This is a genomic window from Phytobacter palmae (genome assembly GCF_039409775.1).
GTDB classification, from domain to species: Bacteria; Pseudomonadota; Gammaproteobacteria; order Enterobacterales; family Enterobacteriaceae; genus Phytobacter; species Phytobacter palmae.
The window spans coordinates 1-15,771 of record NZ_JBCIVJ010000001.1 but is presented as its reverse complement, the minus strand read 5'-3'; the positions used below and the strand labels follow the sequence as shown (position 1 = coordinate 15,771).

Sequence of the window (15,771 nt, the reverse complement as noted above, 5' to 3'; positions counted from 1 at the left end):
CTAACTTTTTTTGCATTACCGGGATGTAAAGTGAATACAACGCTGTTTCGATGGCCGGTTCGTGTCTATTACGAAGATACTGACGCCGGTGGTGTGGTTTACCACGCCAGCTACGTGGCTTTTTATGAACGAGCACGCACTGAGATGCTGCGCCACCATCACTTTAGTCAGCAAGTTTTGCTGGCCGAGCGCGTCGCATTCGTGGTACGCAAACTTACGCTGGAGTATTTTGCGCCCGCCAGACTCGACGATATGCTCGAAGTCCAAACGGAAATTACATCAATGCGCGGGACCTCTCTGGTCTTCACGCAGCGGATCGTCAACGCAGAGAACAAAGTCCTGAACGAAGCTGAGGTACTGATTGTCTGTGTTGATCCACTCTTAATGAAGCCTCGTGCGCTTCCCAAGTCTATTGTCGCGGAGTTTAAGCAGTGACTGACATGAACATCCTTGATTTGTTCCTGAAGGCTAGCCTTCTGGTCAAACTTATCATGTTGATTTTGATTGGTTTTTCAATCGCATCCTGGGCCATCATCATCCAGCGAACGCGCATTCTCAACGCAGCCGGTCGTGAAGCGGAAGCCTTTGAAGACAAGTTCTGGTCTGGCATTGAACTGTCGCGTCTGTACCAGGAAAGCCAGGGGCGCCGTGATAATCTGACGGGCTCGGAACAAATCTTCTATAGCGGGTTCAAAGAGTTTGCGCGTTTACACCGCGCCAATAGCCATGCGCCGGAAGCGATTGTCGAAGGGGCATCCAGGGCGATGCGTATTTCGATGAACCGCGAGCTGGAGAACCTGGAAACGCATATTCCTTTCCTCGGTACTGTCGGTTCCATCAGCCCTTATATCGGTCTGTTTGGTACGGTGTGGGGGATCATGCATGCCTTTATCGCGCTGGGTGCGGTGAAACAGGCAACCCTACAGATGGTTGCGCCGGGTATCGCCGAAGCGTTGATCGCTACCGCAATCGGTCTGTTCGCAGCGATTCCTGCGGTAATGGCCTACAACCGCCTGAACCAGCGTGTGAACAAACTGGAACTGAACTACGACAACTTTATGGAAGAGTTCACGGCTATTCTGCATCGTCAGGCGTTTACCAGCACCGAGAGCAACAAGGGGTAAACCATGGCCAGAACGCGTGGACGGGGCAGCCGTAACAGTCGTGGCCTCAAATCCGAAATCAATATTGTTCCGCTGCTGGACGTGCTACTGGTGCTGTTGCTGATCTTTATGGCAACCGCACCGATCATCACCCAGAGCGTGGAGGTTGACCTGCCGGATGCGACAGAGTCGAAAACCGTCAGCACCAATGACGATCCTCCGGTCATTATTGAGGTTTCCGGTGTCGGACAGTACAGCGTGGTGGTAGAAAAAGATCGCATGGATCAGCTACCGCCAGAGCAAGTGATTGCAGAAGCGCAGCGTCGCCTGCAATCGAATCCGAAAACCGTTTTCTTGATCGGTGGCGCAAAAGAAGTGCCTTACGATGAAATCATTAAAGCGCTAAACCTGTTACACAGCGCGGGTGTTAAATCGGTTGGCTTGATGACGCAGCCTATCTGATCACCGGCTTAACAGGCGGCAGTTTTTGGGAACCGAGAGTGTCAAAGGCAACCGAACAAAACGACAAACTTAAACGAGCGATAATTATTTCGGCGGTGCTGCATGTGATTCTGGTTGCACTGCTGATCTGGAGTTCGTTTGATGAACATATTGATGCTTCTGCGGGTGGCGGCGGCGGTTCTTCTATTGATGCGGTAATGGTCGATCCTGGTGCCGTTGTCCAGAATTACAACCGTCAGCAGCAGCAACAGGCCAGCGCAAAGCGTGCGCAAGAACAGCGTGAAAAGCAGGCTCAGCAACAGGCAGAAGAACTGCGTGAAAAACAGGCTGCCGAACAGGAACGCTTAAAACAGCTTGAGCAGGAACGTTTACAGGCGCAGGAAGCTGCCCGTGAGCAGGCCGCAGAACAGAAGAAAGCAGAAGAAGCCGCTAAGAAAGCGCAGGAAGCGCAAAAACAGGCGGAAGAAGCTGCAGCAAAAGCCGCTGCTGATGCAAAAGCGAAAGCGGATGCACAGGCAAAAGAAGCTGCGGAAGCGGCGAAGAAAGCTGCGGCAGACGCACAGAAAAAAGCAGAAGCAGATGCAGCGAAAGCAGCTGCGGATGCGAAGAAAAAAGCAGAAGCAGAAGCGGCTAAAGCTGCAGCCGATGCTCAGAAGAAAGCAGAAGCCGAAGCCGCGAAGAAAGCTCAGCAGGATGCTGAGAAGAAAGCGGCTGCAGAGGCCGCTAAAAAAGCGGCAGCAGAGAAGGCCGCCGCTGAAAAAGCCGCGGCTGCCGAGAAGGCTGCGGCAGAAAAAGCCGCCGCTGAAAAAGCGGCTGCTGCTGAGAAGGCTGCTGCAGATAAGAAAGCCGCTGCTGAAAAGGCCGCTGCCGACAAGAAAGCCGCAGCAGAGAAGGCTGCTGCAGCCAAGAAAGCCGCTGCTGAAAAAGCAGCTGCTGCATCAGGCGTCGATGATCTGCTGGGCGACCTGAGTTCAGGTAAGAATGCACCGAAAGGTCATGCCAGTGGTACCACAGGTGGCGATTCACCTGCTAAAGGAAGTAAGGCAGGCCAGGGTGGTGCGTCTCAGGCTGATATCAGTGCGTATATGTCTCAAGTGCAGGCGGCGATTAAGGGGCATCTGTATGACTGGGACACTTATGCGGGCAAAACCTGTACGTTGCGTGTGAAAATTGCAGAAGACGGTACTTTGCTCTCAGTGGCTCAGGAAGGTGGCGACCCTGCCTTTTGTCAGGCGATGTTAGCCGCGACAAATCGCATGTCGAAGTTCCCTAAACCGCCAACGGCTGAGGTCTATAAGGTCTTTAAAAACGTACCGCTGGACTTTAAACCTTAGTTACGAATTCTTCTGCACAGGCGGGGAAAACAGACTAAGTTAGTCCTGGTGTTTTGGTAGTTTTGTATAATTGAGTTTGTTAACATTCTGCTAAATTATCGCGGGTTTTCCGCCCGGATAAGGGAGATAAGATGAAGCAGGCATTACGTGTAGCGTTTGGTTTTCTGATGCTGTGGGCAGCGGTGCTGCACGCAGAAGTACGTATCGAGATCACCCAGGGGGTGGACTCGGCACGCCCAATCGGTGTTGTGCCCTTCCAGTGGGCGGGGCCTGGCGGTGCGCCAGAGGATATCGGCAATATCGTGGCGTCGGATCTGCGTAACAGCGGTAAATTCAATCCTCTGGATCGTTCTCGTCTGCCTCAGCAGCCGGCGACAGCCCAGGAAGTTCAGCCAGCGGCCTGGTCTGCGCTGGGTATTGATGCCGTCGTTGTAGGGCAAGTAAGCCCGAACCCGGATGGCACCTATAAAGTGGCTTACCAGCTGGTCGACACTGGTGGTGCGCCGGGTACCGTACTGGCGCAGAACTCCTTCAACGTCAGCAAACAGTGGCTACGCTATGGCGCGCACACTGCCAGCGACGATGTGTTCCAGAAACTGACTGGCATTAAAGGTGCATTCCGTACCCGTATCGCATATGTCGTGCAGAGCAATGGCGGCCAGTTCCCGTATGAACTGCGCGTTTCTGACTATGATGGTTTCAACACGGCTGTTGTACACCGCTCTTCGCAGCCGCTGATGTCTCCGGCATGGTCGCCAGATGCCTCTAAACTCGCATACGTAACCTTCGAAAGTGGTCGTTCTGCGCTGGTAATTCAGGATCTTTCCAGCACTGCAATTCGCCAGGTCGCTTCTTTCCCGCGTCACAACGGTGCGCCAGCATTCTCTCCCGATGGTTCTAAGATTGCCTTTGCGCTGTCAAAAACCGGTAGCCTGAACATCTATGTAATGGATCTGGCGTCGGGTCAAATCCGTCAGGTGACAGATGGTCGCAGTAACAACACTGAACCAACCTGGTTCCCGGATAGCCAGAATCTGGCATTTACCTCCGACCAGGCGGGTCGTCCGCAGGTTTATAAAATTAACGTTAATGGCGGTGCTGCACAGCGTATCACCTGGCAGGGTTCACAAAACCAGGATGCTGACGTAAGCGCTGACGGCAAGTTTATGGTAATGGTGAGCTCCGATGGCGGTCAGCAACACATTGCCAAGCAGGATCTGGTAGCGGGTGGCGTGCAGGTTTTATCGTCAACGTTCCTGGATGAATCGCCGAGTCTGGCACCTAACGGCACGATGGTAATCTACAGCTCTTCTCAGGGGATGGGATCCGTGCTGAATCTGGTTTCTACAGATGGGCGTTTCAAAGCGCGTATTCCGGCGTCTGATGGACAGGTAAAATCCCCTGCCTGGTCGCCGTATCTGTCTAAATAATAATTGGTAATTAAAGGAATTAACGAAATGCAACTGAACAAAGTGCTGAAAGGCCTGATGCTGGTTCTGCCGATCATGGCAATCGCGGCCTGTTCTTCTAAAAAAGCAACCAACGACCAGAATGGCGAAGGTATGCTGGGTGCGGGCACTGGTATGAACGGCAACGGTAACATGTCTTCTGAAGAGCAAGCTCGTCTGCAGATGCAGCAGCTGCAGCAGAACAACATCGTCTACTTCGATCTGGACAAGTATGACATCCGTTCCGATTTCGCTGCGATGCTGGACGCGCACGCTAACTTCCTGCGTAGCAACCCGTCTTACAAAGTCACCGTAGAAGGTCATGCGGACGAACGTGGTACTCCGGAATACAACATCTCCCTGGGCGAACGTCGTGCTAACGCCGTTAAAATGTACCTGCAGGGTAAAGGTGTTACCGCTGACCAGATCTCCATCGTTTCTTACGGTAAAGAAAAACCTGCAGTACTGGGTCATGACGAAGCGGCTTACGCTAAAAACCGTCGTGCCGTACTGGTTTACTAAGAGAATTGCATGAGCAGTAACCTCAGACATCATCTATTGAGTCTGTCGTTACTGGTTGGCATAGCGGCCCCCTGGGCCGCTAATGCTCAAGCGCCAATCAGTAGTGTCGGCTCAGGCTCGGTCGAAGACCGTGTCACTCAACTCGAGCGTATTTCTAATGCTCACAGCCAGCTTTTAACTCAACTCCAGCAACAACTCGCTGATAACCAGGCGGATATTGACACCCTGCGCGGTCAAATTCAGGAAAGTCAGTACCAATTAAATCAGGTTGTTGAACGTCAGCAGCAAATTCAGCAGCAGATCGGTAGTCTGAGCAATGGCGGTGCGGCAGGGCAAACGCAGCAGGCTTCGGGCGATCAGGGCGGGGCAGCAGCGCAGGCAGCGCCTGACGAAGCGGCAGCCTCTGGCGCGCCGGTCCAAAGCGGTGATGCCAATACCGATTACAATGCCGCAATTGCGCTGGTGCAGGATAAATCTCGCCAGGATGACGCCATTGTCGCATTCCAGAACTTTGTGAAGAAATACCCTGATTCAACCTATGTTCCGAATGCCAACTACTGGCTGGGACAGTTGAATTACAACAAGGGCAAAAAGGATGATGCGGCGTTTTATTTTGCCTCCGTGGTGAAAAATTACCCGAAATCACCGAAAGCGCCAGATGCGATGTTCAAAGTCGGCGTGATCATGCAAGACAAAGGTGACACGGCGAAGGCGAAAGCCGTTTATCAGCAGGTGGTCGCGAAGTACCCGGGTACTGAAGGTGCAAAACAGGCGCAGAAACGTCTCGGTTCTATGTGATGAGTAGCACATGACCAGAAATCGCTTTTTTTCTGGTCTTGTCGCGTGAATCATAAGCAGTCAGGTGATCTTCCTCGAAATTCTTGTTGCGCTGCGTTCTTAAATCAGTAATATATGCCGCCGTTGCCACGGGATATCAAACAAACCCAGGTCAATGCAAAAGTGGGTCGTTAGCTCAGTTGGTAGAGCAGTTGACTTTTAATCAATTGGTCGCAGGTTCGAATCCTGCACGACCCACCAATCGTTACGGTGGAAAGCGATAGTTAAACGTAAAGGATAACGTTGCGTTAGCAACGGCCCAGAGGGCGAGGCAAAGCCGAGTCATCCTGCACGACCCACCACTAACATCAGTTAGTAAGATTATCCAGCGTAGTATCGGGTGATTAGCTCAGCTGGGAGAGCACCTCCCTTACAAGGAGGGGGTCGGCGGTTCGATCCCGTCATCACCCACCACTCGGGTCGTTAGCTCAGTTGGTAGAGCAGTTGACTTTTAATCAATTGGTCGCAGGTTCGAATCCTGCACGACCCACCAATTTAACGCTTTACTCCAGTGTTAAACGTGAAGGATAACGTTGCGTCAGCAATGTTCTGAAAGGCAAGGCGAAGCCGAGTCATCCTGCACGACTAATCACTTTCTTTAGTGGTTCCGAGTAAGAATCTTTCAGATGACACCGTATGGGTCGTTAGCTCAGTTGGTAGAGCAGTTGACTTTTAATCAATTGGTCGCAGGTTCGAATCCTGCACGACCCACCAATTATAAGGTAGTCACTGGTTGAGAAGTGTAGGATAACGTTGCGTTAGCAACGGCCCGGAGGGTAAGGCGAAGCCGAATCATCCTGCACGACCCACCACCTCTGAATGATCAAAGCAGTAAAATCCCGCAAGGGGTCGTTAGCTCAGTTGGTAGAGCAGTTGACTTTTAATCAATTGGTCGCAGGTTCGAATCCTGCACGACCCACCAGTGTAAAAAAGCGCCCTAAAGGCGCTTTTTTGCTGTCTGCGATTCCTGAGATTCGAACCTGCAGCAGGTTCGGGCAGAACAAAGAGAAGCGCCGGAGTCGCCTGCGGCGCTTTTTGCTATTTGCAAAGTGTACATTTCCTCAGTTTTCCCTTGCACTGCGTCACTCGTCAGTTCATTTCTTGTGACTTTTACCCTGCAATCCGCTATCTTGTTTAGTATATAAAACACATTCGCCTTACCTTTGCCGCGCTGTCGAAAAAGAAAGGCATTTTGTTAAGCCAGTAAAACGAGTAAGCATGATGAGCGTAATGTTCGATCCGGAAGCCGCAATCTATCCTTTTCCACCTAAGCCTCTCCCGCTGAGCCGTGATGAAAAAGAATTTTATCGGGAAAAAATCAAACGCCTGTTAAAAGAGCGTGATGCCGTGATGGTTGCGCATTACTACACGGACCCGGAAATTCAGCAACTGGCGGAAGAGACGGGGGGATGTATTTCTGACTCACTTGAAATGGCGCGCTTTGGAGCCAAACATCCGGCCTCAACGTTACTGGTCGCGGGTGTGCGCTTCATGGGGGAAACGGCTAAAATCCTCAGCCCCGAAAAAACCATCCTGATGCCGACACTCAATGCCGAGTGCTCGCTGGATTTGGGCTGCCCCATTGAGGAGTTCAACGCTTTTTGCGATGCGCATCCGGACCGTACCGTTGTGGTGTACGCCAACACCTCGGCGGCAGTAAAAGCTCGAGCTGACTGGGTCGTGACATCCAGTATTGCCGTTGAGTTGATTGAACATCTGGATAGCCTCGGCGAAAAAATCATCTGGGCGCCTGACCGCCATCTTGGTAGCTATGTGCAGAAACAAACCGGGGCGGATGTACTATGCTGGCAGGGGGCTTGTATCGTACATGACGAATTTAAAACGCAGGCGCTGATTCGTATGAAGGCGCTTTACCCGGATGCTGCTATCCTGGTACACCCGGAATCACCGCATTCCGTGGTTAAACTGGCTGATGCGGTTGGTTCCACCAGCCAGTTGATCCATGCCGCAAAAACACTTGCGCATAAGCAACTGATTGTCGCCACTGACCGCGGTATCTTTTATAAAATGCAGCAGGCGGTGCCGGAGAAAGAGCTACTCGAAGCACCGACAGCAGGGGAGGGGGCAACCTGCCGTAGCTGTGCTCACTGCCCGTGGATGGCAATGAATGGTCTGAAAGCTATTGCAGAAGGACTGGAGAACGGTGGGGAAGCTCACGAGATCCATGTCGATGCTGCACTGCGTGAAGGGGCATTGTTGCCACTGAACCGTATGTTGGATTTTGCGGCTACACTACGTTCTTAATGAGGAATAATGCGTAGGAATACGCTCTGGGGAGAAGATGGATTTTTTTAGCACGCATAATATTCTGGTACATATCCCGATCGGCGCCGGAGGCTACGATCTTTCATGGATTGAAGCAGTAGGGACAGTGGCGGGCCTGTTATGCATCTGGCTCGCCAGCCTGGAAAAAATCAGCAATTACGCATTTGGCTTAATCAACGTAACGCTGTTTGCTATTATCTTCTTCCAGATCCAGCTTTACGCCAGTCTGCTGCTCCAGCTGTTTTTCTTTGCCGCCAATATCTACGGCTGGTATGCCTGGTCACGACAGACGACCTCAAACGAGGCCGTTCTGCAAATCCGCTGGTTACCTTTACCAAAAGCCCTGGCCTGGCTTGTGGTATGTGCGTTTGCTATTGGTTTTATGACCTTCTTTATCGATCCGGTATTTGCGCTGCTCACCCGCATAGCAGTCTCGCTGATGCAGATGCTGGGATTAAATGTGGTAATGCCCGAACTGCAGCCGGACGCTTTCCCGTTCTGGGATTCCTGCATGATGGTGCTTTCGATTGTCGCCATGATTTTGATGACGCGCAAATATGTCGAAAACTGGCTACTGTGGGTCATTATCAATGTTATCAGCGTAGTGATTTTTGCCCTGCAAGGCGTCTGGGCCATGTCGCTGGAATATATGATTCTGACCTTTATCGCACTTAACGGTAGCCGGATGTGGATAAATAGCGCCCGTGAACGCGGCTCTCACGCGTTCTCTCACTAATGATGGTGTGAATGGTCATGGTCTGGCTGCGTCTCGCTGAGATGGCAGTCAGGCCCGCTACAGGGCTGGTACTCCATCTGAATCGTTACATGCTCAATCTGATAGTGATGCACCAGGAAATGTTCAATTTGGCGCAGTAGCCCGTCGTGATCGTGCGGTGGAATCACCTGGACATGTAATGTCATCAGTACTTTCTCTCCTACCAGCCATGCATGCACATGATGTACATCGCGCACTTCGGTAATGGCTCGCCGCAGATGCCGTTTAAGCGCGTTAATGTCCAGCGACACAGGCGCTCCCTCCAGCAATTCATTGACGCTCTCACGCAATAATGCCCACGCGCTACGTAATACCAACACCGAGACCAGGATAGAGAGTATCGGGTCGGCAGGCGTCCAGCCGGTAAACATAATGATCAGCGCAGCGACAATGGCGCCTACGGAACCCAGCAGATCGCCAAGAACATGTAAGGCTGCCGCCCGGACATTCAGGTTTCGTTCTTCATTACCCCGATGCAGCAACCAGAATGCCAGTATATTCGCCAGTAACCCCATTATGGCAATCACCATCATTGTCATACCTGCCACAGGTTGTGGATGGTAAAAGCGCTGGATGGCTTCCCAGACGATAAAAAAAGTAATCAGTACCAGCGCAATAGCATTAATAAAGGCGGCGAGGGTGGTCAGACGAAGCCAGCCAAAGGTGCGCCGTGGCCCGGAAGGGCGCCGGGCGAAATGTACTGCCAGCAGGGCAAAAAAGAGCGCGGCGGCATCCGTCAGCATATGCCCGGCATCGGCCAGTAATGCCAGTGAGCCGGAAATCAGTCCCCCAATCACCTCCACCAGCATGAACAAAGCGGTAACGCTAAAAGCCAGAAGCAGACGTCGCGCATTGGCGTCAGCAGGGAGGTGAGAGTGAGAATGTGAATGCGCCATAATGAGCCGTCCCGTGTAATTGGCGTTAGCAGCGTCCTACATCATTGCAGATCTTTTGCTGTTCAGCAGAAAAAAATGAGGAGAGCCGAAGCTCTCCCCTTTTATTCGCAGGCTACTTTTACTGCGTGGTGCCGTCGGTCTTGGTATTCGTATCGTTATTAATACCATTACCGGTCTGAACTTTCTTGTTTATATCAGGGCACTTACCGTCTTTACACTGGGAATTTTTATGGATCTCATCCTTAGTCATGTGTTTTGTACCGACATGGGAGTTCGTGTGTTCCTCAGTGTTAAGCTTCATTCCTGATGAATCTGAACCATTTGTCGAGGTATTGGGCGCAAGGTTCGCTTTCGCATCCGGTGCCGTTTGCCCCGCACTGGCGGCAGCGTTTGCCTGACCATTATTGGATTGAGAAGGGGAATCTTCAGCGAATGCCGCACCGCTTGCCAGGGTCAGAGTTGTCGTCAAGAAAAGTGTCGCTAATTTATTCATTTTCATCATGATGCTCCTGTTCTGGTCATTATGTACCGATGCAAATCATCGGCCTGACATGCGCGAACGAACTATCACGCTCAGTAGTGAAACATGTTAAACATTGCCGATTATGGCAGCACATAATATTGAAAAATAAAATAAACTAAGTATTTACACTTAAAAAGTGTAGCGTCGTTATCGCTATTCGCTACTTTCTGGTGCTTTTTAAGGGCATTCCAGGAATTTTCTGCCCGAAGTGTAAATTCGCGTTTACACTCCCTGACTGACAAGTTAGATTGGAGAGATTGCATTCATTAAAATAAGTATGGCTACGCTGGAATGATCATGAATTATCAGAACGACGATTTACGCATTAAAGAGATCAACGAGTTATTACCCCCTGTCGCACTCCTTGAGAAGTTTCCTGCTACCGAAACCGCGGCGAAAACTGTCTCCCATGCCCGCAAAGCAATTCACAAAATTTTGAAAGGCAATGACGATCGCCTGCTGGTCGTGATTGGCCCATGCTCTATTCACGATCCGGCTGCAGCCAAAGAGTATGCCGCACGTCTGCTGACGCTGCGTGAAGAACTTCAGGGCGAACTGGAAATCGTGATGCGCGTTTACTTTGAAAAACCGCGCACTACCGTGGGCTGGAAAGGGCTGATCAACGATCCGCATATGGATAACAGCTTCCAGATCAATGACGGTCTGCGCATTGCGCGCAAGCTTTTGCTGGATATCAATGACAGCGGATTACCGGCTGCGGGTGAATTTCTCGACATGATCACCCCGCAGTATGTTGCCGATCTGATGAGCTGGGGCGCTATTGGCGCACGTACAACGGAATCGCAGGTTCACCGTGAGCTGGCCTCTGGTCTTTCTTGCCCGGTTGGCTTCAAAAACGGTACTGACGGCACCATCAAAGTGGCCATTGACGCCATCAATGCAGCGGGTGCGCCCCACTGCTTCCTGTCCGTGACCAAATGGGGCCACTCTGCGATTGTTAACACCAGCGGGAATGGCGACTGCCATATCATTCTGCGCGGTGGTAAAGAGCCGAACTACAGTGCAAAACATGTCGCGGAAGTGAAAGTTGGCCTGGAAAAAGCCGGCCTGCCCGCACAGGTAATGATCGATTTCAGCCATGCGAACTCCAGCAAGCAATTTAAAAAGCAGATGGACGTTGGTGCTGATGTCTGTGCGCAAATTGCCGGCGGTGAAAAAGCGATTATCGGTGTGATGATTGAAAGCCATCTGGTGGAAGGCAATCAGAGTCTGGAAGGCGGCGAACCGCTGGTTTATGGCAAGAGTGTGACCGATGCCTGCATTGGCTGGGAAGATACCGATACTGTCCTGCGTCAGCTGGCAAATGCGGTAAAAGCGCGTCGCGGTTAATTCTGACGGCTCAAATAAAAAAGCGCGGACTGCTCCGCGCTTTTTTTATGGTTGGCGAAAATTACTTCGCTTTACCCTGGTTAGCAACGGCAGCCGCTTTTGCAGCGATTTCGTCGGCATTACCCAGGTAGTAGTGTTTGACAGGCTTGAAGTTTTCGTCGAACTCGTACACCAGCGGTACGCCGGTTGGGATGTTCAGTTCAAGAATTTCGTCTTCACCCATGTTGTCCAGGTATTTCACCAGTGCGCGCAGAGAGTTACCGTGAGCCGCGATGATGACGCGCTCACCGCTTTTCAGACGCGGCAGAATGGTTTCGTTCCAGTAAGGCACAACACGCTCGATAGTCAGCGCCAGGCTTTCGGTAGTCGGCAGCTCTTTCTCGGTCAGTTTTGCATAGCGCGGATCGTGGCCCGGGAAACGCTCATCATCTTTTGTCAGCTCCGGCGGGGTGACAGCAAAGCCACGACGCCACTGTTTAACCTGCTCGTCGCCGTATTTTTCAGCGGTTTCTGCTTTGTTCAGACCCTGCAGCGCGCCGTAATGACGTTCATTCAGTTTCCAGGATTTTTCTACCGGCAGCCAGGCCTGATCCAGTTCGTCCAGTATATTCCACAGAGTATGGATGGCACGTTTCAGCACAGAGGTATACGCGAAGTCGAAGGTGAAGCCTTCATCCTTGAGCAGTTTACCTGCTGCTTTTGCTTCACTAACGCCTTTCTCGGAGAGATCAACGTCGTACCAGCCGGTGAAGCGGTTTTCATTGTTCCACTGGCTTTCGCCGTGACGAACCAGAACCAGTTTAGTAACAGCCATACACTTACTCCTTCATAAGCCTGATTGAATGATAACAATTCTCATTATATTGCCCTGTAATGACCAGCAGCAACGATTACCCTTAACCATAGCGAAAATAGTGGCCCAGTGTAAGGTGCTTGTGAATCAGGGGTTACCATTTTGTCGATGACTGGCCGATATTTCAGCGAAATGGATAAAAAAAACCCTCCGTGTGGAGGGTTGGTTATCAGGCGGGAATAAAGTGATATTCCGTCAGGCTCACATACTCATCGCCGGGTTGCAGAATACAGCTGTCGTGAGGATAGTCCGGACGGTTCGGGCTGTCGGGTAAAAATTCGCTTTCCAGCGCCAGACCCTGCCACGCGCTGTAGGCCGTATTGCCGCGAGCAGGTGTCCCTTCAAGGAAATTCCCAGAGTAAAACTGTAGCGCCGGGGCCGAAGTATAGACGGACATTTGCAGCTTATTATCCGCCGACCAGACGTGTGCCGCAGGCTGGCTGGCATCACCTTTAGCCTGTAGCAAAAACGCGTGATCGTAACCTTTCACCACGCGCTGATCGTCATCGCTCAGGAAATTCTGGGCCAGCGTTTTCGGCTGACGGAAGTCAAAGCTGGTCTGCGCCACGTTTTTCAGTCCACCCACCGGGATACCCATGCTGTCGACCGGCAGGTATGAGTCCGCAAGCAATTGCAGCCTGTGGCTACGCACATCGCTCTGTTCGCCGTTGAGGTTGAAGTAGGCGTGATTGGTCAGGTTAACCGGGCAAGGCTTATCGGTGGTCGCGCGATACTCGATAGCCAGGCGGTTATCTTCGCCGAGCCGATACAGCACGCTGGCGTTCACTTTCGCCGGAAAACCCTGATCGCCGTCAGGAGAGGTTAATGAGAGCAGCGCTTCGCTGTCATTTTGGCGCTCAATAAGCCAGCGGCGCTTATCAAACCCTTCCGGGCCGCCATGCAGCTGATTTTCACCCTGGCTTGGCACGAGCGTGCAGGTTTCCCCGTCGAGGACAAACTGGCTTTTAGCGATACGATTCGCATAGCGCCCAATTGATGCGCCCAGAAATGCGTTCTGGTGGATATAGTGTTCAGGGGTGGCGCAACCAAGTAGCGTTTCACGCACCGAACCATCGGAAAGCGGCACCCGTGCTGACAGCAACGTTGCGCCCCAGTCCATGACGGTTACCACCATCCCTGCGCTGTTGCGCAGGGTAATCAGACGAAAGGGCAGTCCATCTGGCGCTGCCCCGGAAGATTCATTTAGCACTGTCCCGCTCCCTGTGAAGGTTTACACACGTAAAACGTCTCTTTAATCCCGGTTCTGGCTTCGTACTGTGCCGCAACGGCCTCTTTCACCGCAGGCACCAGTGCTTCCGGCACCAGCGCGACCACGCAGCCGCCGAATCCGCCGCCCGTCATGCGCACGCCGCCTTTCTCGCCAATGGTGGCTTTCACAATCTCCACCAGTGTGTCGATTTGCGGCACGGTGATTTCGAAATCGTCACGCATGGAGGCATGCGACTCCGCCATCAGCACCCCCATACGCTGCAGGTCGCCTTTTGCCAGCGCGTCTGCGGCCTCCACGGTACGGGCATTTTCGGTCAGCACGTGGCGAACGCGTCGGGCCACCACCGGGTCCAGTTCGTGCGCGACGGCGCTGAACTGATCGATATCCACGTCACGCAGCGCTTTTTGCTGGAAGAAGCGCGCGCCGGTCTCACACTGCTCGCGACGGGTGTTGTACTCGCTGCCCACCAGTGTGCGTTTAAAATTACTGTTAATGATGACGATGGAGACGCCCTCCGGCATGGGGACCGCTCTGCTGCCCAGCGAGCGGCAGTCGATGAGCAGCGCGCTGCCTTTTTTACCCAGCGCCGAGATAAGCTGGTCCATAATGCCGCAGTTACAGCCGACAAACTGGTTTTCCGCTTCCTGGCCGTTCAGGGCAATCTGTGTGCCGTCCAGCGGCAGGTGGTACAGCTGCCGGAAGACGGTGCCGACCGCCACTTCCAGCGAGGCGGACGAACTCAGGCCCGCGCCCTGCGGCACGTTGCCGCTGATGACGAGGTCCGCGCCGCCAAAGGTGTTGTCACGCTGTTGCAGATGTTTCACCACCCCACGCACGTAGTTTGACCACTGCTGTGACGGGTGGGTCACGATGGGGGCATCGAGCGAGAACGTATCCTGCTGGCCGTCGTAATCGGCGGCAATAACCCGCACGGTACGGTCTGCACGCGTTGCGCAGCTTATGACCGTCCGGTAATCGATGGCGCAGGGCAGCACAAACCCGTCGTTATAATCGGTATGTTCGCCGATCAGGTTTACGCGCCCCGGCGCCTGAATGGTATGGGTGGCAGGGTAGCCAAATTTCTCAGCAAACAGGGACTGTGTTTTCTCTTTCAGACTCATGGTTAAACTCCGGATTCGCGGAAATGAATATCGCTGACCGCGCGCAGACGTTCGGCCGCCTGTTCTGCCGTCAGGTCACGCTGCGTCTCGGCAAGCATTTCATAACCGACCATAAACTTACGTACCGTGGCGGAGCGTAATAACGGCGGGTAAAAATGCGCATGCAGCTGCCAGTGGCTGTTATCCTGCTGCGTGAAGGGCGCCCCGTGCCAGCCCATCGAGTAGGGGAAGGAGCACTGAAACAGGTTATCGTAGCGGCTGGTCAGTTGCCTGAGGGCCAGCGCCAGGTCGGCACGCTGAGCGTCGGTTAAGTCGGTGATCCGCAGGATGTGCGCTTTGGGCAGCAGCAGCGTTTCAAACGGCCAGGCCGCCCAGTAGGGCACCACGGCCAGCCAGTGTCCGGTTTCAACGACGGTACGGCTGCCGTCCTGGCGCTCGCGTTCGGCGTAATCCACCAGCATGGGGGAGCCGTACTGGCGGAAATAGTCGTTCTGCAGACGGTCCTCGCGTTCGGCTTCGTTGGGCAGAAAGCTGTTGGCCCACACCTGGCCATGCGGGTGCGGGTTCGAGCAGCCCATGGCCGCGCCTTTGTTCTCAAAAACCTGGACCCACGGGTAAGTCCGGCCCAGCTCCGCAGTCTGTTCCTGCCAGGTTTTCACCACCTCTTCGAGCGCGCTCAGGCTCAGTTCCGGCAGCGTTTTGCTGTGATCCGGCGAGAAGCAGATAACGCGGCTGGTGCCGCGCGCACTCTGGCTGCGCATCAACGGATCGCTGTTCTCCGGCGCGTCCGGGGTGTCAGTCATCAGAGCCGCAAAGTCGTTGGTGAAGACATATGTACCGGTGTAATCGGGGTTTTTATCGCCGGTAACGCGCGTGTTGCCCGGACATAAAAAACAGTCGGGATCGTGGGATGGCAGGGTCTGTTTCGCCGGGGTTTCCTGGGCCCCCTGCCAGGGGCGTTTTGCGCGGTGCGGCGACACCAGAATCCATTGCCCTGTCAGCGGGTTGTAACGGCGATGCGGATGATCGA

The 15,771-nt window shown here is 53.2% G+C and carries 16 protein-coding genes and 5 tRNA genes; 15 read left to right on the top strand and 6 right to left on the bottom strand.

The window, feature by feature from the left end; genetic code table 11:
• Window positions 1–30 precede the first annotated feature (30 nt).
• The 14 genes from ybgC (at window position 31) to pnuC (ending at window position 8,728) form a co-directional block, all read left to right on the top strand.
• The gene (ybgC, locus tag AAIG39_RS00105; protein WP_047371229.1) at window positions 31–435 is read left to right on the top strand and encodes a tol-pal system-associated acyl-CoA thioesterase; all 405 of its coding nucleotides are present in this window, start codon (window positions 31–33) and stop codon (window positions 433–435) included.
• Window positions 432–1,124, top strand: a complete 693-nt coding sequence (tolQ, locus tag AAIG39_RS00100; protein WP_090081892.1) for a Tol-Pal system protein TolQ — start codon at window positions 432–434, stop codon at window positions 1,122–1,124. The genes ybgC and tolQ overlap by 4 nt, the downstream gene beginning before the upstream one ends.
• Before the next feature lie 3 nt (window positions 1,125–1,127).
• Window positions 1,128–1,565, top strand: a complete 438-nt coding sequence (tolR, locus tag AAIG39_RS00095) for a colicin uptake protein TolR (RefSeq protein WP_041852068.1) — start codon at window positions 1,128–1,130, stop codon at window positions 1,563–1,565.
• Window positions 1,566–1,603: 38 nt separating this feature from the next.
• The gene (gene tolA, locus AAIG39_RS00090) at window positions 1,604–2,899 is read left to right on the top strand and encodes a cell envelope integrity protein TolA (RefSeq protein WP_090081890.1); all 1,296 of its coding nucleotides are present in this window, start codon (window positions 1,604–1,606) and stop codon (window positions 2,897–2,899) included.
• A gap of 131 nt (window positions 2,900–3,030) precedes the next feature.
• On the top strand, window positions 3,031–4,329 hold the full coding sequence (gene tolB / locus AAIG39_RS00085) for a Tol-Pal system beta propeller repeat protein TolB (RefSeq protein ID WP_090081888.1): 1,299 nt from the start codon (window positions 3,031–3,033) through the stop codon (window positions 4,327–4,329).
• A 27-nt stretch (window positions 4,330–4,356) separates the two neighbouring features.
• Window positions 4,357–4,869 (top strand): peptidoglycan-associated lipoprotein Pal, encoded by a 513-nt coding sequence (gene pal / locus AAIG39_RS00080; protein WP_041852065.1) that lies wholly within the window; start codon window positions 4,357–4,359, stop codon window positions 4,867–4,869.
• Window positions 4,870–4,878: 9 nt separating this feature from the next.
• Window positions 4,879–5,667, top strand: coding sequence for a cell division protein CpoB (gene cpoB, locus AAIG39_RS00075; RefSeq protein WP_090081886.1), 789 nt, complete (start codon window positions 4,879–4,881; stop codon window positions 5,665–5,667).
• A 164-nt stretch (window positions 5,668–5,831) separates the two neighbouring features.
• Window positions 5,832–5,907 (top strand) — tRNA-Lys (locus AAIG39_RS00070).
• A gap of 137 nt (window positions 5,908–6,044) precedes the next feature.
• A tRNA-Val gene (locus AAIG39_RS00065) sits at window positions 6,045–6,120 on the top strand.
• Between the two features lie 3 nt (window positions 6,121–6,123).
• Window positions 6,124–6,199 (top strand) — tRNA-Lys (locus AAIG39_RS00060).
• Window positions 6,200–6,344: 145 nt separating this feature from the next.
• Window positions 6,345–6,420, top strand: a tRNA-Lys gene (locus tag AAIG39_RS00055).
• Between the two features lie 132 nt (window positions 6,421–6,552).
• Window positions 6,553–6,628 (top strand) — tRNA-Lys (locus AAIG39_RS00050).
• A 299-nt stretch (window positions 6,629–6,927) separates the two neighbouring features.
• Complete coding sequence (gene nadA / locus AAIG39_RS00045) at window positions 6,928–7,971, top strand: quinolinate synthase NadA (protein ID WP_249568766.1); 1,044 nt, start codon at window positions 6,928–6,930, stop codon at window positions 7,969–7,971.
• Window positions 7,972–8,008: 37 nt separating this feature from the next.
• Complete coding sequence (gene pnuC, locus AAIG39_RS00040) at window positions 8,009–8,728, top strand: nicotinamide riboside transporter PnuC (protein WP_090081884.1); 720 nt, start codon at window positions 8,009–8,011, stop codon at window positions 8,726–8,728.
• Here pnuC and zitB read toward each other — a convergent pair.
• Window positions 8,725–9,663: a CDF family zinc transporter ZitB gene (gene zitB, locus AAIG39_RS00035; protein ID WP_343192921.1), complete on the bottom strand. Its 939-nt coding sequence runs from the start codon at window positions 9,661–9,663 to the stop codon at window positions 8,725–8,727. The two genes, pnuC and zitB, sit on opposite strands and share 4 nt — an antisense overlap.
• A gap of 118 nt (window positions 9,664–9,781) precedes the next feature.
• The gene (locus AAIG39_RS00030) at window positions 9,782–10,162 is read right to left on the bottom strand and encodes a protein YbgS (RefSeq protein ID WP_090081880.1); all 381 of its coding nucleotides are present in this window, start codon (window positions 10,160–10,162) and stop codon (window positions 9,782–9,784) included.
• 321 nt (window positions 10,163–10,483) lie between these two features.
• On the opposite strand from AAIG39_RS00030, the gene aroG reads away from it, so the two are divergent.
• Window positions 10,484–11,536 carry a 3-deoxy-7-phosphoheptulonate synthase AroG gene (aroG, locus tag AAIG39_RS00025; RefSeq protein WP_090081878.1) on the top strand — a complete coding sequence of 351 codons (1,053 nt, stop codon included), beginning with the start codon at window positions 10,484–10,486 and terminating at the stop codon, window positions 11,534–11,536.
• A 61-nt stretch (window positions 11,537–11,597) separates the two neighbouring features.
• On the opposite strand, the gene gpmA is transcribed toward aroG, so the two are convergent.
• The 4 genes from gpmA to galT all read right to left on the bottom strand — a co-directional run.
• Window positions 11,598–12,350 carry a 2,3-diphosphoglycerate-dependent phosphoglycerate mutase gene (gene gpmA / locus AAIG39_RS00020; RefSeq protein ID WP_090081876.1) on the bottom strand — a complete coding sequence of 251 codons (753 nt, stop codon included), beginning with the start codon at window positions 12,348–12,350 and terminating at the stop codon, window positions 11,598–11,600.
• Between the two features lie 208 nt (window positions 12,351–12,558).
• Entirely contained in the window at window positions 12,559–13,599 is a 1,041-nt protein-coding gene (gene galM, locus AAIG39_RS00015) for a galactose-1-epimerase (RefSeq protein ID WP_343192920.1), read from the bottom strand.
• The gene (galK, locus tag AAIG39_RS00010; protein WP_343192919.1) at window positions 13,593–14,741 is read right to left on the bottom strand and encodes a galactokinase; all 1,149 of its coding nucleotides are present in this window, start codon (window positions 14,739–14,741) and stop codon (window positions 13,593–13,595) included. The genes galM and galK overlap by 7 nt, the downstream gene beginning before the upstream one ends.
• Before the next feature lie 2 nt (window positions 14,742–14,743).
• The coding region (gene galT / locus AAIG39_RS00005; RefSeq protein ID WP_343192918.1) for a galactose-1-phosphate uridylyltransferase at window positions 14,744–15,771 on the bottom strand (1,028 nt) is incomplete at its 5' end.